Origin of the sequence: Streptomyces sp. NPDC007346 (genome assembly GCF_040703535.1) — a bacterium.
Classification (GTDB): Bacteria; Actinomycetota; Actinomycetes; order Streptomycetales; family Streptomycetaceae; genus Streptomyces.
On the sequence record NZ_JBEYKR010000015.1, the window covers coordinates 1 to 19,124 of the forward strand.

The 19,124-nt window shown below is 72.8% G+C and carries 18 protein-coding genes and 1 pseudogene; 14 read left to right on the forward strand and 5 right to left on the reverse strand.

The features are described from left to right. Positions 1–310 precede the first annotated feature (310 nt). Complete coding sequence (locus tag AB0917_RS07200; RefSeq protein WP_366818487.1) at positions 311–1,294, reverse strand: oxidoreductase; 984 nt, start codon at positions 1,292–1,294, stop codon at positions 311–313. Positions 1,295–1,598: 304 nt separating this feature from the next. Next, positions 1,599–2,801, reverse strand: a complete 1,203-nt coding sequence (locus AB0917_RS07205) for an MFS transporter (RefSeq protein WP_366818488.1) — start codon at positions 2,799–2,801, stop codon at positions 1,599–1,601. 120 nt (positions 2,802–2,921) lie between these two features. On the opposite strand from AB0917_RS07205, the gene AB0917_RS07210 reads away from it, so the two are divergent. The 7 genes from AB0917_RS07210 (at position 2,922) to AB0917_RS07240 (ending at position 10,135) form a co-directional block, all read left to right on the forward strand. Continuing rightward, positions 2,922–3,821 carry a LysR family transcriptional regulator gene (locus tag AB0917_RS07210; RefSeq protein WP_366818489.1) on the forward strand — a complete coding sequence of 300 codons (900 nt, stop codon included), beginning with the start codon at positions 2,922–2,924 and terminating at the stop codon, positions 3,819–3,821. Between the two features lie 692 nt (positions 3,822–4,513). Further along, on the forward strand, positions 4,514–5,761 hold the full coding sequence (locus AB0917_RS07215; protein WP_366818490.1) for an ATP-binding protein: 1,248 nt from the start codon (positions 4,514–4,516) through the stop codon (positions 5,759–5,761). Then, on the forward strand, positions 5,758–6,162 hold the full coding sequence (locus tag AB0917_RS07220) for a roadblock/LC7 domain-containing protein (protein ID WP_366818491.1): 405 nt from the start codon (positions 5,758–5,760) through the stop codon (positions 6,160–6,162). The genes AB0917_RS07215 and AB0917_RS07220 overlap by 4 nt, the downstream gene beginning before the upstream one ends. Beyond that, positions 6,159–6,533, forward strand: coding sequence for a DUF742 domain-containing protein (locus tag AB0917_RS07225; RefSeq protein WP_366818492.1), 375 nt, complete (start codon positions 6,159–6,161; stop codon positions 6,531–6,533). The genes AB0917_RS07220 and AB0917_RS07225 overlap by 4 nt, the downstream gene beginning before the upstream one ends. Beyond that, positions 6,508–7,098, forward strand: a complete 591-nt coding sequence (locus AB0917_RS07230; protein ID WP_151513521.1) for an ATP/GTP-binding protein — start codon at positions 6,508–6,510, stop codon at positions 7,096–7,098. The genes AB0917_RS07225 and AB0917_RS07230 overlap by 26 nt, the downstream gene beginning before the upstream one ends. 206 nt (positions 7,099–7,304) lie before the next feature. Continuing rightward, the gene (locus AB0917_RS07235) at positions 7,305–8,714 is read left to right on the forward strand and encodes a cytochrome P450 (protein ID WP_366818493.1); all 1,410 of its coding nucleotides are present in this window, start codon (positions 7,305–7,307) and stop codon (positions 8,712–8,714) included. Positions 8,715–9,004: 290 nt separating this feature from the next. Then, a complete protein-coding gene (locus AB0917_RS07240; RefSeq protein WP_366818540.1) occupies positions 9,005–10,135 on the forward strand; it encodes a cytochrome P450 in 1,131 nt (376 codons plus the stop codon). Here the strand turns inward: AB0917_RS07240 and AB0917_RS07245 are convergent. After that, positions 10,110–10,310 carry a hypothetical protein gene (locus AB0917_RS07245; RefSeq protein ID WP_366818545.1) on the reverse strand — a complete coding sequence of 67 codons (201 nt, stop codon included), beginning with the start codon at positions 10,308–10,310 and terminating at the stop codon, positions 10,110–10,112. The genes AB0917_RS07240 and AB0917_RS07245 overlap by 26 nt on opposite strands. Before the next feature lie 19 nt (positions 10,311–10,329). On the opposite strand from AB0917_RS07245, the gene AB0917_RS07250 reads away from it, so the two are divergent. The 3 genes and pseudogenes from AB0917_RS07250 to AB0917_RS07260 all read left to right on the forward strand — a co-directional run bounded on the left by AB0917_RS07250 (position 10,330) and on the right by AB0917_RS07260 (position 12,388). After that, on the forward strand, positions 10,330–11,067 hold the full coding sequence (locus AB0917_RS07250) for an enoyl-CoA hydratase/isomerase family protein (RefSeq protein WP_366818541.1): 738 nt from the start codon (positions 10,330–10,332) through the stop codon (positions 11,065–11,067). Between the two features lie 24 nt (positions 11,068–11,091). Next, positions 11,092–12,114: pseudogene (locus AB0917_RS07255) on the forward strand (TerC family protein); the annotation flags it as partial. Positions 12,115–12,187: 73 nt separating this feature from the next. Next, entirely contained in the window at positions 12,188–12,388 is a 201-nt protein-coding gene (locus tag AB0917_RS07260) for a hypothetical protein (RefSeq protein WP_366818494.1), read from the forward strand. Between the two features lie 136 nt (positions 12,389–12,524). Here the strand turns inward: AB0917_RS07260 and AB0917_RS07265 are convergent, their stop codons facing one another. Next, positions 12,525–13,127 carry a GNAT family N-acetyltransferase gene (locus AB0917_RS07265; protein ID WP_366818495.1) on the reverse strand — a complete coding sequence of 201 codons (603 nt, stop codon included), beginning with the start codon at positions 13,125–13,127 and terminating at the stop codon, positions 12,525–12,527. A gap of 170 nt (positions 13,128–13,297) precedes the next feature. Here AB0917_RS07265 and AB0917_RS07270 point away from each other — a divergent pair, with 170 nt between their 5' ends. From AB0917_RS07270 to AB0917_RS07285, 4 genes are all read left to right on the forward strand, one after another. After that, positions 13,298–14,107 (forward strand): VOC family protein, encoded by an 810-nt coding sequence (locus tag AB0917_RS07270; protein ID WP_366818496.1) that lies wholly within the window; start codon positions 13,298–13,300, stop codon positions 14,105–14,107. A gap of 274 nt (positions 14,108–14,381) precedes the next feature. After that, on the forward strand, positions 14,382–14,777 hold the full coding sequence (locus tag AB0917_RS07275) for a helix-turn-helix transcriptional regulator (protein WP_366818497.1): 396 nt from the start codon (positions 14,382–14,384) through the stop codon (positions 14,775–14,777). A gap of 232 nt (positions 14,778–15,009) precedes the next feature. After that, positions 15,010–15,828, forward strand: coding sequence for a molybdate ABC transporter substrate-binding protein (modA, locus tag AB0917_RS07280; protein WP_366818499.1), 819 nt, complete (start codon positions 15,010–15,012; stop codon positions 15,826–15,828). A 165-nt stretch (positions 15,829–15,993) separates the two neighbouring features. Then, entirely contained in the window at positions 15,994–17,958 is a 1,965-nt protein-coding gene (locus AB0917_RS07285) for an ABC transporter permease (protein ID WP_366818500.1), read from the forward strand. Between the two features lie 211 nt (positions 17,959–18,169). Here the strand turns inward: AB0917_RS07285 and AB0917_RS07290 are convergent, their stop codons facing one another. Next, positions 18,170–18,940: a peptidoglycan recognition protein gene (locus AB0917_RS07290; RefSeq protein ID WP_366818501.1), complete on the reverse strand. Its 771-nt coding sequence runs from the start codon at positions 18,938–18,940 to the stop codon at positions 18,170–18,172. Positions 18,941–19,124 lie beyond the last annotated feature (184 nt).

The following is a 19,124-nucleotide window of genomic DNA, read 5'->3' on the forward strand; positions in this document are numbered from 1 at the left end:
CGGGGGGGCGCGGGTGGGGCGGGGGGGGGGGGGGGCGGGGGCCCGGGGCCGGCTGGGGCCCCCCCCCCCGCCCCCCGGGGGGGGGCCCCCCCTCGGCCACTCCGGTCGCCGCGCACCGGTCTCGGCCGCTCCGGCCGTCCCGCCCCGGTCTCGGTCGCTCCGGTCACCGCGCACCGGTCTTGGTCGCTCCGGCCGTCCCGCGCTGCCTCGGCGGCTCCGGTCACCGCGCACTGGTCTCGGTCGCTCCAGTCGCCCCGCCCCGGTCTCGGTCGCTCCGGTCACCCCACCCCGGTCTCCGCGTCCGCCCCGGTCAGACGGCCGCCCCGCCCCGGTGCAGCCCCTCCAGAAGCTTCAGCTCGTCCTCGGACAGCCGCAGGGCTCCGGCCGCGACGTTGGCGGCGAGGTGGCCCAGGTCGCCGGTGCCGGGTATGGCCAGCACGTGCGGCCCCTGGTGCAGGGTCCACGCCAGCCGGACCTGCGCCGCGCTCGCCCCGTGCGCCTGCGCGACGGCGAGCACCTCGGCGGGCTCGGCCCCGGTCGCGCCGCGCTCCCCGCCGGCCGCGGCTATCGCGTAGAACGGCACGAACGCGATCCCCCGCTCCCCGCAGTCCCGCACGAACGCGTCGTCCTCGGGCCGCACCCCGATCCCGTACCGGTTCTGGACGCAGACCACCGGGGCGATGGCCTGGGCCTCGGCGAGGTGGGCGGGGGTGACGTTGGAGAGACCCAGGTGGCGGATGAGGCCGGCCTCGCGCAGCTCGGCCAGAGCGCCGAAACGCTCGGCGATCGAATCCGTACCGACGATCCGGAGGTTCACCACGTCGAGGTGGTCGCGGCCGAGCTGGCGCAGGTTCTCCTCGACCTGGCCGCGCAGCGCCTCGGGGGTGCGGGCGTGGGCCGCCCATTCCCCCGTCTCGTCCCGGGCCGGACCGACCTTGGTGGTGATCACCAGGTCGTCCGCGTAGGGCGCGAGGGCGCTGTTGATCAGCTCGTTGGCGGAGCGCAGCGGGGAGAAGTAGAACGCGGCGGTGTCTATGTGGTTCACGCCGAGATCCACGGCCCTGCGCAGCACGGCCATGGCGGCCTCACGGTCGCGCGGGACGGCGTCCGGCACGAGCGCCGCGCCGGTCTGCGGCAACCGCATCGTGCCGAAGCCGATGCGGTTGACCGGCAGATCGCCGAGGGTCCAACGTCCGGACGCGGCTGCGGTGATCGTGCCCGTGCCCGTGCCTGTGCCCGTGTCCGTGGCGCTCGTGGTTGTCTCTGGGCTGCTCGTGGGGGTCGCGGAAGTCATGCCTGAATGATCTCCGCTCGGCGGGCTCCCGGGCCATGGGGCTACCCCGCCGATCCGCCCGGAGGCCTGTCGGATACGTACCCGGAGGCCCACCCGACCCAGTCCCGGAGGCCTGCCCGACCCAGTCCCGGAGGTCGGACCGAGCTGGCCCCTGAGGCCTCCCCGAGCCGGACCCGGAAACCTGCCCGCCCCGGGCCCGGGAAACCTGCCCGACCCCGCCCCGGAAACCTGCCCACTCCCCACCGCCCCGCCCCCGCCCGACCGCACCTCGCCACTCCCCCGCTGCCCCGAGGCCCCACCTCACTCACGGACGGGCAGGAGCCGGCGCCCGCCCCACCACCGCGGTCACCAACGCCCCCGCCGCAAGCACGCCGCCCACCCCCATCACGGCGGTGGTGCCGACCCCGTCCGCCGCGACCCCTCCGAGCAACGCCCCCAGCGCGATGGCCCCGTTGAACACCCCCACGAAGAGCGAGGACGCGGCCTCCCGGGCCTGCGGGGCGGCGAGCAGGACCCAGGTCTGGGTGCTCACCGAGACACCGCCGTACGTGAGCCCCCAGACGGCCATCAGCACGGCCGCGACGGCCACGGAGCCGCCGAGCAGCGGGAGGACCGCCAGGGTGGCGGTCAGGGTCGCCGTGATGACCACCAGTGTCCGGCGCAGCGAGCGGGCCGCACCGGCGCCGGCCAGGAAGTTCCCGGCCACGCCCGCGACGCCGTACACCAGCAGCAGCGTGCCGATCAGGCCCGCGCCGACGCCCGAGACCTCCTCCAGCACCGGCCGGACGTAGGTGTACGCGGCGAAGTGGCCGGTCACCAGGCAGCCCACCAGGATCAGCCCCGTACGCACGCGGGGGTCGGCCGGCAGCCGCAGCACCCCGCCCAGCGGAACGGCCCGCTCGGCGGGCAGCCGGGGCAGGAGCACCGCGAGGGCGAGGAGCACCGCGCCCCCGAGCCCGGCCGCCGCCCAGAACGCGGCGCGCCACCCGGCGAGCGCACCGAGGTACGCCCCCGCCGGTACGCCGAGCACCGAGGCGACGGCGACGCCGCTGAAGACCAGCGAGGTGGCGGCGGGCACCGAGGCCGGGGGCACCAGCCGCACCGCGAGCCCCGCCGCGACGGCCCAGACCCCGCCCATGCCGATGCCGACGAGCACCCGGGCCACGACCATGGCCCCGAAGCCGGGGGCCCAGGCGGCGCCCAGGTTGCCGAGCACCAGCACGGCGATGAGCACGCAGAGGACCGAGCGGCGGTCGAACCGGCCCAGCAACGGGATCAGCAGGGGCGCCGAGACCGCGGCGACGAGCCCGGTGACGGTCAGTGTGAGGCCGGCGACGCCCTCGGAGACGTTCAGGGAACCGCCCATGGGGCTGAGGAGACCGACGGGCAGCATCTCGGAGGTGACGACGGTGAAGATCGCGAGGGCGAGGGTCACCACCCCCAACCACCCTTTTCTGCCTGCCAGTTGTACGTCGTTCGTCCGTGCCGGACCATCGGTCTGTGTCATGGGCCCAGCCAACCCACCACGGTCCACGGGAACAACGCCCGATCACTCATCCTTCTATGAGCCAGGCTCATGGAAGGCCGCAGCAGAACGTCACAGCAGCCGCAGCAGGAGGTCGGACCCGTGAGCAGCCTCGAAGTCCGGGAGCTGGAGGCGTTCCTCGCACTGGCCGACGAACTCCACTTCGGCCGGGCCGGGGAGCGGCTGTTCCTCTCCCAGAGCCGGATCAGCCAGCTGCTGCGGTCGCTGGAGAGCCGGGTCGGCGCCCGCCTGTTCGAACGGACCAGCCGCCGGGTCCGCCTGACCCCGCTGGGCGAGCAGCTGCTCACGGGGCTACGGCCCGCCTACGACGCGCTGCGCGGGGCGCTGGACGAGGTGCGGGAGGCGGCCAGGGGGATGGGCGGCCTGCTCCGCGTCGGCTTCCAGGGCACGGCCGACGAGCGGGTCGTGGACGCCGTGGCGCTCTTCCGGGACCGGTACCCGGACACGTCGACGGAGATCGTGGAGATCCCGTTCTCCGACCCGTTCGGGCCGGTGCACCGGCGGGAGGTGGACGCGGCGGTGGTCCTGATGCCGGTGGCGGAGCCGGGGCTGGTGGTCGGCCACGTCTTCTCCCGCCACCCGCAGACCCTGGCGGTCCCGGCCCGCCACCCGCTCGCCCGGCGGGCCGCCCTGGACGCGGAGGAGCTGACGTCCTGCCCGCTCATCGGCGTACGGGGCCCGGCCCCCGACTACTGGCGCCACGCCCAGGCCCCGCCCCGCACCCCCGGGGGCCGCACGATCCCCGCCGGCCCCACGGTGAGCACGCTCCAGGAGGGGCTGGCCCTGGTCCAGGCGGAGCGCGGGGCGCTGCTCGTGTGCCACCCCACGGCGGACTACTACGGCCGCCGGGCGCTGGCCTTCGTCCCGGTCACCGGCCTGCCGGACTCGGTCCTGGCCCTCGTCTGGCACCGCGACCAGGAGAACGCCCGGGTCCGCGCCTTCTCCCAGACGCTGGCGACGACCGCAGTACGCACCGAGTGACCGCCCCGGCCACAACGCAACGCCCGCACGCCTCCGAGCCACGACCTCGGTCACCGCCCTCAGCCGCCGCCCTCAATCACCGCCCTCAACCCCCTTGGCCCCGCCCGGCGATCCGGCCCGACCGGAACAGCGCACGCGCCTACCGCCACGGCCGTTCCCGTACCGCTGCCCGGCGACCGCCTGGAGGTGGCCCTCGTACCCACCGGGGCGCGCGCCCCTCCCCGTACGGGCCGACTCGCACGCGCACAGGCCTCCGCACAGGCCTCCGCACAGGCCTCCGTACAGGCCTACTCGCACGCGCACCGACCCCCGTACAAACCGGACTCGCGCCGCGCCGCACGCACCCGTGCCGATCCCCGTACGTACCCGCGCCGAACAGCCCGAACAGCCCATCCCCTGAAGGGAATCGGGCCGGAACGGCCTCCTCCACGTCACCGTAATGTGAACGTTCTGCGTCGAGTGGCAACTGGCGTGGCGAGCTTGACATTTCGTCGTGCGGCCGGTGATAAGATCATCTTACTTCCAGTGGGCTGATGGCGTATGGGGGCATTCCGGGAGGGATGAGTTCCTCGGCCCCACCTTCGGAGGGGCACCTCCCGAAGCGGCGCACGGTCGTGGCGAACAAGCCCTGGTCGCGTGCCGCATGACGGGGTGTCAAGCCGTTTCCAGCCATGGCACTTGAAGTGAGTCTCATGACATTTCCACAGGGCCCCGTCACGTGGGCGCTGGTTGTCGTAGCACTGGTCGCCGTGGGTGCCGTTCTGCGGGCTCGCGCGACCAACATCAGACTGCGCAGAAGCAACGCCGAGCTGAGCGCTGAGCGTGACACGCTCCTGCACCAGCGGGACGAGCTGCACGTCGTGCACAACGGGCTCCTCCAGCGGCAGGCCTCCGAGCTCGCCGAGGTCCGCAAGGACGCCGAGGAGGAGACCAAAGCGGTCCTCAAGGCGGCCGTCCGCACCCTCCAGGGCCTCGCCGACGAGCAGCAGGTCGTGATCGAGAAGGCCCAGCGCAAGTACGGCGACGATCCCGGGATCCTCGCCGACCTGATGGCCATGGACCATGCCAACAGCCAGTTCGGGCGGCGCGCCCAGGGCATCGCGGTGCTCTGCGGCGGCTGGCTCGGCCGGCGCGAGACCGTGGCCTCCGTCTTCGACGTGGCCCGCAGCGCCCAGGGCCGTATCCGCCACTTCGACCGGGTCCGGGTCAACGGCCAGGTGAACTTCTCGGTCGTCAGCCGGGCCGTCGAACCGGTCGCGGTGGTCCTCGCCGAGCTGCTCGCCAACGCCACCAACTACTCCGCCCCCGGCACCCCGGTGGAGATCAACATCCAGGCCGTACCGACAGGCGTCTGTCTCATCGTCGACGACGCCGGCCTCGGTATGGGCCAGGAGGAGAAGGACCGCGCGGCGGCCCTCCTCTCCCCCCAGGCGGCGATCAGCGTCTCCAGCCTGGGCATCCCGCCGCAGTTCGGGTTCGCCGTCTCCGGGATGCTCGCCGCCCGCTACGGGTTCCGGGTCTCGGTGGACTCCGTTTCCCCCTATGGAGGCGTACGCGCGGTGGTGCTGATCCCCGACGAACTGCTCACCACGGAGGTTCCGCAGCCCGCTCCGGCCGCCGAGACGCCCGAGGCGTTCGGGGACCGGCAGCAGCCGCAGGCCGCCCCGCAGCCGGAGCAGTGGCAGCAGGCCCCCGCTCCCACCCCGCTCTTCCCGCCGGCCCAGCGCCCGGACACCGCCACGCAGCAGCTCGCGCAGATCACCACCACCTCCGGCGGGCTGCCCAAGCGTCGTCGCAAGAGCCCGGTCTCCGCAGTGCCCCCGGCCGCACCTGAGCCGGTCCGCAGCAACGAGGAGACCGCCTCCCGCCTGGGTGCGTTCCAGCGCGGCACCCGCTCCGGGCGGTCAACGACGACCACGGAAGGATCCGAGATCCAGTGAACCCCGATCTGACCTGGGTACTCAACGATGTGCTCCAGGTACCCGGAGCCCGGCACGCGATCCTCGTGTCCGCCGACGGGCTGCTGCTCGCCAACTCCAGCGAGATCGGCCGGGACGACGCGGAGACCGTCGCCGCGGCCATGAGCTCCATGCAGTCCCTCAGCCGGGCCGTCGCCCCCTTCATCGGCACCCGCAACCCGGGCCGCTGGCGGCAGACGCTCCTGGAGTACGAGGACGGCTGGATCTTCCTCATCGCCGCGGGCACCGGCGCCTACCTCGCCGCCACCGCCGCCGCCGATGTGGACATGGAGGCGATGTCCTTCCGTATGCAGCAGCAGGTCACCGCGCTGGGGAAGGCGATGACCACCCCGCCCCGCCGACACGCGGACAGCGAGATATGAGCGCTCAGGGCGAGGAAGGCCGCGTCAGCAGCGGGTTCATCCGGTCCTACGTCATCACCGGGGGGCGGGGGCTGCCCGACGCGGACGAGCTCTCGCTCGTCACGCTGGTCACCCTCGCCCCCGACCGGCAGCCGCCGCCCAACCCGAGCCCCGAGATCAAGGCGATCTGGGAGCTGTGTTCCGGCGGCTACCTCTCGGTGGCCGAGGTCGCCGGCCACCTCGGCCTGCCGGTCGGGGTGGCCCGGCTGCTGCTCCAGGACTTAAACCAGCAGGGACATCTGCTGCGCCGCAAGGCGCCGCCGCCCGCCCAGCTCGTCGACAGAAAGATCCTCGAAGAGGTGTTGCATGGACTCCAAGTCCGGTTCGGCTGAGAGCATCTATGTGCCGGACGCGGTCCAGCGCGCGGCGAAGATCCTCGTCGTCGGGCACTTCGCCGTGGGCAAGACGACGCTGATCGGCACGCTCTCCGAGATCACCCCGCTGCGCACCGAGGAGCGGATGACCCAGGCGGCGGCCCAGGTCGACGATCTGCGCGGGGCGCCCGACAAGAAGACGACCACGGTCGCTCTGGACTTCGGGCGCCTGACCCTCAGCGACGAGCTGGTGCTGTACCTGTTCGGTACGCCGGGGCAGCAGCGGTTCGTGGAGCTGTGGGAGGACATGGCGCGCGGTTCGCTCGGCGCGCTGCTCCTGGTCGACCCGGCGCGGCTGGCCGACACCTTCCCGGTGATCGACCTGGTCGAGACGTACGGGCTGGAGTACGCGGTCGCCGTCAACAGCTTCGACCCGTACTCCCGGCACGCCGAGGACGAACTGCGCGAGGCGCTCGACCTGCTGCCGGACACCCCGGTCGTCTACTGCGACGCCCGGGACCAGAAGTCGTCCGCGCAGGCCCTGATCACGCTGGTCCGGCACCTCCTGAGCCACGCGGCCTGAGCCACGCGGCCCAAGGCCACCACGGCCCGAGCCACGCGGTCCAGGGCCACACGGAGCGGCCCGCGCGGCTGAAGCACATGGTCCGACGCACACGGCCCGCGGCAAGCGGCCTGACGCGTACCGGCCGGCGCACACGGGCCGGCGCACCCCACGTATCCCGAAGCCGGGGCCGACCGGGCCCCGCGATCACACCGAGGAAGCCGAACATGGACCCGTCGCCGGGAGCCACCCCGTACAGCGCCCCCGCCGGGTGCCCCATGCACCAGCCGCAGACGTCGCTGTACGGACCGGAGTTCGCCGCCGACCCGCACCGCGTGTACGACGCGTTCCGGGCGCACGGCCCCGCCGCGCCGATCGAGCTGGCGCCCGGGGTGGACGCCACGCTGATCGTGCAGCACGAGGCGGCGCTGCGGGTGCTCCAGAACCCGGCGCTGTTCGCCCGGGACTCGCGGCGCTGGGCGGCGCTGCGCGAGGGCGCCGTACCGATGGACAGCCCGGTGCTGCCGATGATGGTGTACCGGCCCAACTGCCTGTTCACCGACGGCGCCGAGCACCTGCGGCTGCGCAAGGCGGTCACCGAGTCGCTGGCGCGGCTCAACAGCAGCCGGCTCAGCAGGGACGTCGAGCGGATCGCGGACTACCTGATCGACCAGTTCATCGAGCGCGGCACCGCCGACCTGCTCAACGAGTACGCCAAGCTGCTGCCGCTGCTGCTGTTCAACCAGCTCTTCGGCTGCCCCGGCGACATCGGCGACCGGCTGACCCGCTCGATGTCCGCCATCTTCGACGGCGAGGACGTGCTGCGCGCCAACGCGGAGCTGACGGAGTGCCTGATGGAGCTGGTGGCCCTCAAGCGCCGCCAGCCCGGCGAGGACATCACCTCCTGGCTGATCCAGCACCCGGCGGGGCTGCGGGACGAGGAGCTGAAGGACCAGCTGGTGATGCTGATGGGCGCCGGCGTGGAGCCGGAGCGCAACCTCATCGGCAACGCGCTGCTGCTGATGCTCGCCGGCGACCAGCCGGGCGGGGCGGAGCGGCGCGGTTCGGGGATGCTCGTCGAGGACGCGCTCGACGACGTCCTGTGGAACAACCCGCCGATCGCCAACTACGCGACGCACTACCCGGTACGGGACATCGAGCTGGACGGGGTGGTGCTGAAGGCGGAGACGCCGGTCCTGATCAGCTTCGCCGCGGCCAACAGCGACCCGTCCCTCACCGACGCCCGCCAGACCCTGAGCAAGGGCGCCCACCTGGCCTGGGGCGCGGGCCCGCACGTCTGCCCGGCCAAGTCGCCCGCGACGCTCATCGCCCTGACCGCGATCGAGAAGATCCTCAACACCGTGCCCGACCTCTCGCTGGCCGTTCCGGCCTCGGGCGTCGGCTGGCGCCCCGGCCCCTTCCACCGGGCCCTGATCGCCCTGCCCGTACGGTTCACCCCGACCGCCGCCCGCCGCACCGCGAGCGGGTCCCAGCCGCCGGCGCAGACCTCGGCCCAGCTGCCCGACCCGTACCGGAGCGCGGCGCCCCAGCCGGGCGCCGCCCCCCGTCACGCTGCGGAGCCGGCCAAGAAGCCCAAGGGCTGGTGGAGTTCGTTCCTCGACGTCTTCCGCGTCTGACCGACCGTCTTCCGCGTATGACTCACAGGCCGACAATTCGCGTATGACAACGGGCATTTGTGACGATTGCATGTGACGGGGGCAACACAGTTCGATGCTTGGCGCAGCTATCCGGAGGGGTAGGTTCTGGTCGGTAACCATGGGCCTAGGTCAAGGAACTCTGCGTGAGCATCACTGGCGGTACAACCCGGACCCCCGACGGACGGCGCGCGGTCATCGGTCTGCTCCGGCGGCTCAATTCACCCGAAGGACAGGCCGAGCCGTGCGGAATACTCGCGGAGCTGCGGGCGATGGGTGACGTCGTCCGCGCTCCGTGGAACGGATACTTCGTCACCGGCTTCGACACCTGCAGCCAGGTGCTGCGCGGACGCAACTGGCTCGCCCCCGACTTCGCCTGGCAGGAGCGGCAGGACGACTCCAAACAGTGGGACGCCATCGCGACCCGGGAGATGACGGGAACGCTCGCCCGGCTGAACGCCCCCGAGCACACCTGCCAGCGCCGCTCGCTGGGCAACCTCTTCGACCGCTCCACCATCGAACGCCTCACCCCCGACGTCGAGCGCGACGCCGACCGGCTCCTGGACGAGCTGGCCGACAAGCTCCGCTGGGGTGAGGCGGACTTCGTCTCCACGGTCAGCGAGCAGCTGCCGATCCACACCGTCGGCTCCTGGCTGGGGCTTCCGCCCGAGGACCACCCCCACATCCTGGAGATCACGCACAACCAGGTGTACGCCCAGGAGCTGCTGCCCACCAAGAGCCAGCTGGCCGTCTCCGCCGAGGCCACCGTGCAGCTACGCGCGTATTTCACCGATCTGGTCGCCCGGCGCCGGGCCGAGCCCCGCCACGACGTGCTGACCGGCTGGATCCACACCTGGGACGCGATGGAGCCGGACCGGGAGCGGGCCGACGAGATCCTCTACCGGCTCACCATGTTCGTCACCATCGCCTCGCTGGAGACCACCGCGACGCTGCTGAGCTCGATGACCTCCCTGCTGCTGGCCGAGCCCGGCCGCTGGGAGTGGCTGCGGTCCTACCCCGAGCACATCGACGCGGCCGTCGACGAGGTGCTGCGCTACGACCCGCCCATCCAGATCAACACCCGGATCGCCGCCGAGGACACCGTCCTGGCCGGTGTCCCGATCAAGAAGGACAGCATGGTCCACGTCCTGTACGGCGCCGCCAACCACGACCCCCGGCGCAACCCCGACCCCGGCACGTTCGACATCCTGCGCGGCGGCAGCCACCTCACGTTCGGCGGCGGGGTGCACTACTGCCTGGGCGCGGCGCTCGCCAAACTGGAGGCGCGGACGCTGCTGGCCCGCATGCTGGATCGTTTCCCCACCCTGCGGATGGTCTCCCCGCCGGCGTACGCGACCCGGATGGTCTTCAGACGGGTCACCTCGCTGGGAGTGGCGCTGTGAAGCTCTCCCCGCCCGGCTTCCCGACCCCGTCCGCGGCCACCTCTGCGTCGGCGGCCGCCTCCACGGCCACCTCCACGTCTGCGTCCGCGTCCGTGCCCTCGTCCCTACCTCCGTCCTCGTCCTCGTCCTCGTCCTCGTCCTCGTCCTCGTACGAGCCTCCCGCGACGGTACGCACCCGGCGCGAGGGCCCTGTCCTGCACGTGGAGCTGCACGCCCCCGAGACGGGGAACGCGGTCACCGAGGCGATGCTCGACGAGCTGCTGGACATCCTCGCCGTACCCGACCCCGAGGTGCGGGTGCTGGTGCTCAGCGGGGCCGGGGACGACTTCTGCCTGGGCGGCGACCGTACCGAGTTCGCCGACTGGCTGGAGGAGGACCCCACCGGCCGGGGCATCCGGGTCGCCGGGGAGAAGGCCCGCCGGGTCTGCGAGGCGATCTCCGGCAACCGGGCCGTCACCATCGCCCGGGTCCAGGGCAAGGCGATCGGCGCGGGCCTGGCGCTCGCCCTCGCCTGCGATCTGCGGGTCGGCGCGGAGACCGCCGGCTTCCGGCTGCCGGAGCTGGCGCTCGGGCTGCCGACCGCCTGGGGCGGGCTGCTGCCCCGGCTGATCCACGAGGTCGGCGCGGCCCGGGTCCGCGAACTGATCCTGACCGGCCGGGCGTTCGACGCCGCCGAGGCCCACGGGCTCTCGGTCCTTCAGCGGGTGGTTCCCGAAAGGGAATTGGACCGGGCCGTGGACGCCTGGGCGAGGCCCGTCGTACGCCGCCCCGAAGCCGCCCTGCGGGTGACGAAAGCCCTGCTCAACTCCTATGCGGCGGCCACCCGGATGGCGGACCCCTCGTTCCTCGACGCGGAGCTGATGGCCTCGGTCGCGGCAGCCGGTCGGCGCACACCCCCTCGCACTCCTGGGCCCGACCCGTCACACTCGTAACAATCAACTGGGGAGGTCTCGGGCGTGGATGTACCGGTATGGCTATGGGTGGCGTTCGCCGTAACGGTGATCGTCTCCCTCACAGTCGACTTGCTTGCCCACCGCAAAGCACATGTCATCGGCTTCAAGGAAGCCGCCTGGTGGAGCGTGCTGTGGGTGAGCCTCGCGCTCATCTTCGGCGGCGTGGTCTTCTTCGTCCTCGGGACGACCGCGGGGACGGAATACACGACGGCCTGGCTGCTGGAGAAGAGCCTGTCGGTCGACAACCTCTTCGTCTTCGCGCTGATCTTCGCGTATTTCAAGGTTCCCCGGGAATATCAGCACCGGGTGCTGTTCTTCGGCGTCATCGGCGCTCTGGTGTTCCGCGCGATCTTCCTGACGGCCGGTGTCGCGGTGGTGAACCGCTTCACCTTCGTGCTGTTCCTCTTCGCCGCCATCCTTTTCTACAGCGCCTACAAAATCATCAAGGGCGAGGATGACAGCTTCGACCCGGGCAAGAGCTTCGCGGTCCGGCTGCTGCGGAAGATCATGCCCGTACGGAACGAGTACGCGGGCACGCACTTCGTCATCAAGGAGGAGGGAAAGCGGGTCGCCACACCGCTGCTCGCGGTGGTCGCCGCGATCGAGGCGGCCGACCTGCTCTTCGCCGTCGACAGCGTGCCCGCCGTCCTGGCGGTCAGCGACGACGCCTTCATCGTCTACACCAGCAACGCGTTCGCCATCCTGGGGCTGCGAGCCCTGTACTTCCTGCTGGCGGGGCTGCTGGACCGCTTCCACTACCTGAGCAACGGCCTGGCGATCATTCTCGGCTTCATCGGTGTCAAGCTCATTCTCCAGGCCTCGCACAAGATGATCAATTCCTCCATTCCGGAGATTCCCTCGCCGATCAGCCTGGCGGTGATCGTCGTCATCCTGACGGTCTCGGTCGTGCTCAGCATTCGGCGCCCACCGCCGGACGCCGACACCGGGGAGAGTGCGGGCGGTACGGGGAGTGCAGAGAGTACGGAGGGTGCGGAGAAGCCATCTGACGGTAAACCCTCCGAGTAATCGGGTGGGCAATGGCCGGGCAAAGCGAGCGGAAAAAGTTTCCCAAGCGCGATGCCCGGCCTATCGTGAGTAAATGGCCAGCAAAAAGCGAGAGACCCAGCAGCGGGCCGCTTTCATGTGCCCGGCCTGCAAGCACCCCGTCCGCTCCGAGATCCGGCGCCACAAGACCCTCGGCATCTTCGTCCCCGTCTGGCGCCCGGGGCCCTGCGAGAACCCCGACTGCGGGGAGTACGCCGCCGAGGAGCGGCCGTCCCGGCACCGGACCCGCCCATAGCCCCCCCGTAGCTCCCCCGTGGCACCCCCGTACGGCTCGTCCTGCGGCCCCGCGCCCAGCCCTCGGCGTCCAGCCAGCTCGCCCAGCCCCCGCGTGCCCAGTCCGGTCGCTCAGCCCGGTCGCCCAGCCCGCCGGCTCAGCCCGCCGCGAGGCGGGCGGTGAGCCGGGCCTTCGCCGCCGGCCACTCGTCGGCGAGCAGCGAGAAGTAGACGCTGTCCCGCCAGGTCCCGTCGGGCCGCAGCCGGTGGCGCCGGAGCACCCCTTCGCGTCGCGCGCCGAGCCGGGCGATGGCCGCCTGGGAGCGCTCGTTGCGGTGGTCGGTCTTGAGCTGCACGCGCCCCATGCCCAGCTCCTCGAAGGCGTGGCCGAGCAGCAGCAGCTTCGTCTCGGTGTTGACCGCGGAGCGCCAGTACGCCCGGCCGTACCAGGTCCAGCCGATCTCCAGCCGCTCGTCGCGCACCGAGATGTCCAGGTACGTGGTCCAGCCGATCGCCCGCCCGCTCGCGCGGTGGATCACGGCGAACGGGACGTACGTGCCCCGCTCGGCGTCGGCGAGCACGCCGCCCAGCCGGACCATCAGCTCCTCGCGGCTGCGCGGCGCCGGGCCGCCCTGCCAGCGCCACACCTCCTCGTCGTTGCCGCCCGCCGCGAAGAGGTCGTCGAGGTGGCCGGGGGTGAGCGGGACGAGGGTCACGTACTGCCCGGTCAGGGTCACGGGCCGAGGAGGAAGCGCAGGCATGACGGGACCCTAACCTCTTTACGTACTAGCACACAAGAATTATGTACTAGTGCATAATGTGCCCTCGTTCTCCCGGCGCGCGGACCGGCGGAGGGCTGACTAGCGTGACGGGTAGAGGACGCCGGTGGACGGCGCTGGTGAAGGACCAGGACCGGAAGAGGGTCAGTGCCATGGCTGTACAACCCGAAGGCACCCCGTGTTGGGCGGACGCCATGTTCGCCGACCTGGAGGGGGCCAAGAGCTTCTACGGTGACGTGCTCGGCTGGACGTTCGGCGAGAGCGCGTCGGAGTTCGGCGACTACACGACGGCGTACGCGAACGGCAAGGCGGCGGCCGCCATCGTCCCGCCCATGCCGGGCACGGACGCCCCCTCCGCGTGGTGCCTGTATCTGGCCTCGCCGGACGCGGCCGCCATCGGCGGGAAGATCCGGGCCAACGGCGGCGAGGTGCTCATGGAGCCCATGCAGGTCGGCGAGTTCGGCACCATGCTGCTGGCCCGCGACCCGGGCGGCGCGATCTTCGGCGTGTGGCAGGCCGCTGCCCACGAGGGGTTCGAGACGGAGACGGGCGCGCCCGGCGGGTACTGCTGGGGCGAGGTCTTCACCCGGGACCCGGCGGCGGCGGACACGTTCTACCCCGCCGTCTTCCCGTACACGCTGCGGAAGTTCGACGACGAGTCGATGGACTTCGCGATGTACGGCGTCCAGGGGGAGACGGTGCTGGGCCGGATGGCGATGGGTGAAGAATTCCCGCCCGAGGTGCCCGCGTTCGTGAGCGTGTACTTCGCCGTCCCGGACTGCGACGCGGCGGTGGCGAAGGCGACCGAGCGGGGCGGGGTGCTGCGGTACGGCCCGATGGACAGCCCCTTCGGCCGGTTCGCGGCGCTCACCGACCCGCAGGGCGCGGCGTTCTCCGTGGTCGACGTGACGAGGACGGAGGGCGAGATGCCGTCCACGAGCCCGGTGGGCCGGGCGAGTTGAGCGAGTTGGGTGGGCCGGGCGCGCTGAGTGGGCCGGGTGAGTTGAGCGGGCCGGCGAGCTGAGCGGCCCATGCCGCCCAAGCCACCCGTGCCACCCAAAGCGCCCGTGCCACCCGAGCCGCCCACGCCGCCCGCACCACCCACGCCCAGGGCTTCGCCGCACGGCATGAGCGGCGGGCAGCCGCTCCGTACGATTCTCCGAGAACCTCGCATCTGCGATGGGCAATCGTCTGGAGAATGGTAAATGCCAGCCGAATTGGCCTAGCGTGTCGCGCATGCAGTCCTACACAATCGGTCAGGCAGCACGACTTCTCGGTGTCAGCCCCGACACCGCCCGGCGGTGGGCGGACGCCGGCCGGGTCGCGACCCATCGCGACGAGGCCGGCCGGCGCCTGATCGAGGGCCGTGCGCTGGCCGCCTTCTCGATCGAGATCGGCCAGGGCGCCGCGGGCGAGGAGGAGACCCCGTACACCTCGGCGCGCAACGCCTTCCCGGGCATCGTCACCGCCGTGAAGCTCGGCGATGTCGCGGCCCAGGTCGAGATCCAGGCCGGTCCGCACCGGCTCGTCTCGCTCCTGACCCGGGAGGCGGTCGAGGAGCTGGGCCTCGAGGTCGGCATGCAGGCGACCGCCCGCGTGAAGTCGACCAACGTGCACATCGACCGCACCTGAGCCCGGCCGAAGCCACCCACGGCCGGGCGCCGAACGCTGCCCGCACCCGCTGCCATCGGACCGCCGTCGTTCCGTCAGGGCCGCACGCACCCCTGCCACCCGACCGCCGCCGTTCCGTCGACGCCGCATCCGAACCACCGCACCGCATCCCGTGTCCCGCGCCCCGCGCGCCCTCGTCCCCGCCCGGACGGCACCCGGCCGACCGGGCTCGCAGCCAAGGAGCCCCGCCCTCATGTCTCCGCTGATCACCCGCCGCCGTGCCGCGGCCGCCGTCCTGACGACCGCCCTCCTCGTCCCGCTCGCCGCCTGCGGCAACGACGACTCCGGCACGGACAAGGACAGCGCCGCCGGCGCGAAGCCGTCCGGCTCCGCCTCGGGCGCACCGGCCGCGGAGCTGACCGTGCTGGCCGCCGCATCGCTGACCGACGTCTTCAAGGAGGCGGGAGCGGCGTACGAGAAGGAGAACCCGGGCACGAAGGTCACGTTCTCCTTCGCGGGCTCCCAGGAGCTGGCCGCCCAGGTCAAGCAGGGCGCCCCCGCCGACGCCCTGGTCACCGCCGACACCAAGACGATGGACGGCCTCACCGGCGAGACCGGCACCCCGACCGTCATCGCCAAGAACCGTCTCGTCATCGCCGTCGGTGAGGGCAACCCGGAGAAGGTCGAGAACCTCAAGGACCTCGCCGACACCGGGCTGAAGGTCGTCCTGGCCGCCCCCGAGGTGCCGGTGGGCCGCTACAGCAAGGAGATCCTCGACGCGCAGAAGATCGAGGTGAAGCCGGTCTCCCAGGAGCCCAACGTCCGCGCGGTCCTCAGCAAGGTCGAGCTGGGCGAGGCGGACGCGGGGCTCGTCTACAAGACCGACGCCGAGACCGCCACCGACAAGGTCGACGCGATCGACATCCCGGACGAGCAGAACGCCGTCGCCTCCTACCCGGCCGCCACGCTGAAGGGGTCCAAGCACAGCGAGGCCGCCGCCGCGTTCGTCGCCTGGCTCTCCACGCCCGCCGCGCAGAAGATCCTCCAGGGCGCCGGTTTCCAGCAGCCGTAAGCCCCCGCACACCCCGGCGGGCCCGCACCGAACCGCAGCCCGCCCGGCAGATCCGTACCCTCCGGCAGGCCCGTACCGCCCGCCCGACCCGTACCGCCCGGCAGGCCCGTACCGTCCGACGGGCCTGCCGGGCACCGCACGTCCCGCCGCCCGACGAGGTCACCCATGAAACGACCGGCACCGCGCCGTACGCCCGGAGCCCGCGCCCCGCTCCTGCTGACGGTGCCCGCACTGGTGGCCGTGGCGTTCCTGATGCTGCCGCTCGTCGGCATCCTGGCCCGCACCTCCTGGGGCGACCTCGCCACACACCTCACCGCCGAGCCCACCACCCAGGCACTCCGGCTCTCCCTGCTGGTCTCGCTCTGGTCGCTGGGGCTCTCGCTGCTGTTCGGGGTGCCGCTGGCCTGGCTGCTGGCCCGGGTGCCCTTCCCGGGCAAGGCGTTCGTCCGCTCGCTGGTGCTGCTGCCGATGGTGCTGCCGCCCACGGTCGGCGGGGTCGCCCTGCTGCTGGCCTTCGGGCGGCGCGGGCTGCTCGGACCGTGGCTGGAGGACACCTTCGGCATCACGCTGCCCTTCCACACCTCGGGGGCGGTGCTGGCGGCGACGTTCGTGGCGATGCCGTTCCTGGTCATCTCGCTGGAGGGCGCGCTCGGCGGCCTGCGCCCCCGGTACGAGGAGACCGCCGCCTCACTCGGAGCCTCGCCGGTACGGGTGTTCCTCACCGTGACCCTGCCGATGGTCGCCCCCGGGCTGATCGCCGGAGCGGCCCTCACCTGGGCGCGGGCGCTCGGTGAGTTCGGCGCCACCATCACCTTCGCGGGGAACCTCCCCGGCACCACGCAGACCCTGCCGCTCCAGGTCTATCTGCTGCTCCAGGAGTCGCCGGAGGCCGCCACCTCCGTGTCGCTGCTGCTCCTGGCCATCGCCATGATCGTGCTCATCGCGCTGCGCGGCCGCTGGACCGGCACACCCGGCGACCACCGCGAGCGGTCCGCGCCGCGCCCGGAGGAGCCCGCGAGCACCACGCCGGACGTCGTCCCCCTGCCCGCGCCGCCCGAGCCGCCCGCGTACGTCCTGGAGAAGGCCCCCCAGGAGCGCTGGCCCCTGCACGCCGACGTCACCGGCTTCACCCGCCTCACCCTGGACGCGGAGCCCGGCACCACCATCGCGGTCGTCGGCCCCAACGGCGCCGGCAAGACCACCCTCCTGCGCGCCCTCCTCGGCCTCACCCCCCGCGCCCACGCCGCACTGCGCCTGGGCGGCACCGACGTCACCACCCTGGCCCCGCACCGCCGGGGCGTCGCCTGGGTCCCCCAGGACGGGGCGCTCTTCCCGCACCTGAGCGCCCTGACCAACACGGCGTACGGGCTCCGCGCCCACGGCGTCCCCCGCGCCGAGGCCCGGCGTGAGGCGCAGTCGTGGCTGGACCGGCTCGGCGTCGGCCACCTGGCCCACCGCAAGCCCGGCCAGCTCTCCGGCGGGCAGGCCGGGCGGGTCGCCCTGGCCCGCGCGCTGGCGGCCCGCCCGCGCCTCCTGCTGCTGGACGAACCGCTCGCCGCCCTCGACCAGACCACCCGGGCCCACGTCCGGCACACCCTGCGCCGGCACCTGGCGGAGTTCGGCGGGGTCTGCCTGATCGTCACGCACGACCCGGTCGAGGCGGTCTCCCTGGCCGACCGGGTCCTCGTGCTGGACGGCGGCCGGGTCCTCCAGGACGAGCCGCCCGCCGAGGTGACCCGCCACCCCCGCTCGCCCTGGGTGGCCCGGATGCTCGGCCGCAACGCCTGGCCCGGGACCGCCACCGCCGACGGCCTGACCCTGGAGGGCGGCGGCCACCTCGTGGTCGCCGAACCCCTCGCCCCGGGCACCGAGGCCCTCGCGGTCATCGCCCCCGAAGCCGTCTCCGTACACCGCGAGCGGCCCACCGGCTCCCCCCGCAACGTCTGGCCCGGCACCGTCCGCGAGATCACCTCGGGCGGCAGCCGGCTGCGGCTGCTCATCACCTCCGACCGGGCGCCCGACCTGGTCGCGGAGATCACCCCGCAGGCGGCGGCCGAACTGTCCGTCGCGGACGGCACGGACGTCTGGACGAGCGTCAAGGCGACCGAGGTGACGGTGGTCCCGCTCTGAGCCGGAGCACACCCCCGCAGCAGGGCGCGCGCCCCGGCGGGAACAGGGCGCCCGCCCCACGCGGGTCGGCACCGGGGTTGGTCGACCGGTGACTGGTCGACCGGTCGTTCGGCGACCGGGTACGGCGCCTGGCGGTTCGGCGCCCGGTGGTCCGTCGCCCGCAGTTCGGCGACCGGTGGTCCGTCGCCCGCAGGTTCGGCGGTCGCGGGGCTCAGAAGTACGGGCGCAGCCGCGCCGTCGCCGCGTGGCCCGGGGCGGCGGCGCGGAGCCGGGCCACGCGCTCCCGCAGCTCGGGCAGCAGCCCGTACAGCACATCACCCGGGCAGCGGGTCTCGTAGCTGTCGCGGTGGCCCGAGATGACGTTCAGCCGGGCCACCTGGCCCTCGTCGAAGCGGCTCTCGGCGTTCGTCGAGACCAGCTCGACCGTGGCGAACGGGTCGATTCCGGGCCGCAGCTTCCAGGCGGCGAGTTCCACCAGCGCGTCCAGCATCGGCCTGGGCACCTCGGTGCCCTCGCCGAAGGTGCCGATCGCGGCGATGCCGACCGTGTCGGCGTTGAACCCCTTGGTGTGGGCGCCGAGCACCGACCGCCCGACGCCGCCCGCCCGGCCCTCGTAGATGGTGCCGCAGCGGTCGACGAGGAAGTTGTAGCCGATGTCGTCCCAGCCGTCCTTCTCGACGTGGTCGGCCTGGACGGCCCGGATCAGCTCGGGGGCGTCCGCGCAGTCGTAGTCGTTGGGGTTGCCGGTGTGGTGGACGAAGACCGCTTTCGCCGCGCCCGTGTAGTGCGGGCCCTCCCGGACCAGCTCCTCGTCCGCCCGCCACTCCTGCCGGCTGACGACGGCGGGCTGCGGAAGTCCGCGCGGCGGCCTCGGTCCCGTGGCCATCTGCCGCTGCTGCTCGTGGAGCGCCGGGCCGTCCCGGAAGACCAGGAGGACCAGGGGCAGCAGCAGGGCTCCCATGACGATTCTGCGGGACCACATGGACTCCACCCTGCGCCCTGACCCCGGCCTCCGCAGGAGAGCTGGCCAACCGGGTGACGGGGCGGACGGCGGGCCGCCCGCAGCCCCTCGGCCCTCTCCGGCCGGGTCCGCCGGAGTGACCGCCCCGAACGCGCGAAAGGCCCCCGGGGCGGACCCCACCGTGAGGTGGCCGGTCCGCCCCGAG

Excerpts from the sequence above, each read along its gene's own strand:
- AB0917_RS07225 (WP_366818492.1), top strand. The coding sequence starts at position 6,159 with ATGAGCGCTCAGGGCGAGGAAGGCCGCGTCAGCAGCGGGTTCATCCGG.
- AB0917_RS07275 (WP_366818497.1), top strand. The coding sequence starts at position 14,382 with ATGCAGTCCTACACAATCGGTCAGGCAGCACGACTTCTCGGTGTCAGC.
- AB0917_RS07215 (WP_366818490.1), top strand. The coding sequence starts at position 4,514 with ATGACATTTCCACAGGGCCCCGTCACGTGGGCGCTGGTTGTCGTAGCA.
- AB0917_RS07265 (WP_366818495.1), bottom strand. The coding sequence starts at position 13,127 with ATGCCTGCGCTTCCTCCTCGGCCCGTGACCCTGACCGGGCAGTACGTG.
- AB0917_RS07200 (WP_366818487.1), bottom strand. The coding sequence starts at position 1,294 with ATGACTTCCGCGACCCCCACGAGCAGCCCAGAGACAACCACGAGCGCC.
- AB0917_RS07270 (WP_366818496.1), top strand. The coding sequence starts at position 13,298 with ATGGCTGTACAACCCGAAGGCACCCCGTGTTGGGCGGACGCCATGTTC.
- AB0917_RS07235 (WP_366818493.1), top strand. The coding sequence starts at position 7,305 with ATGGACCCGTCGCCGGGAGCCACCCCGTACAGCGCCCCCGCCGGGTGC.
- AB0917_RS07240 (WP_366818540.1), top strand. The coding sequence starts at position 9,005 with ATGGGTGACGTCGTCCGCGCTCCGTGGAACGGATACTTCGTCACCGGC.
- AB0917_RS07285 (WP_366818500.1), top strand. The coding sequence starts at position 15,994 with ATGAAACGACCGGCACCGCGCCGTACGCCCGGAGCCCGCGCCCCGCTC.
- AB0917_RS07230 (WP_151513521.1), top strand. The coding sequence starts at position 6,508 with ATGGACTCCAAGTCCGGTTCGGCTGAGAGCATCTATGTGCCGGACGCG.
- AB0917_RS07260 (WP_366818494.1), top strand. The coding sequence starts at position 12,188 with ATGGCCAGCAAAAAGCGAGAGACCCAGCAGCGGGCCGCTTTCATGTGC.
- AB0917_RS07290 (WP_366818501.1), bottom strand. The coding sequence starts at position 18,940 with ATGTGGTCCCGCAGAATCGTCATGGGAGCCCTGCTGCTGCCCCTGGTC.
- AB0917_RS07205 (WP_366818488.1), bottom strand. The coding sequence starts at position 2,801 with ATGACACAGACCGATGGTCCGGCACGGACGAACGACGTACAACTGGCA.
- modA (WP_366818499.1), top strand. The coding sequence starts at position 15,010 with ATGTCTCCGCTGATCACCCGCCGCCGTGCCGCGGCCGCCGTCCTGACG.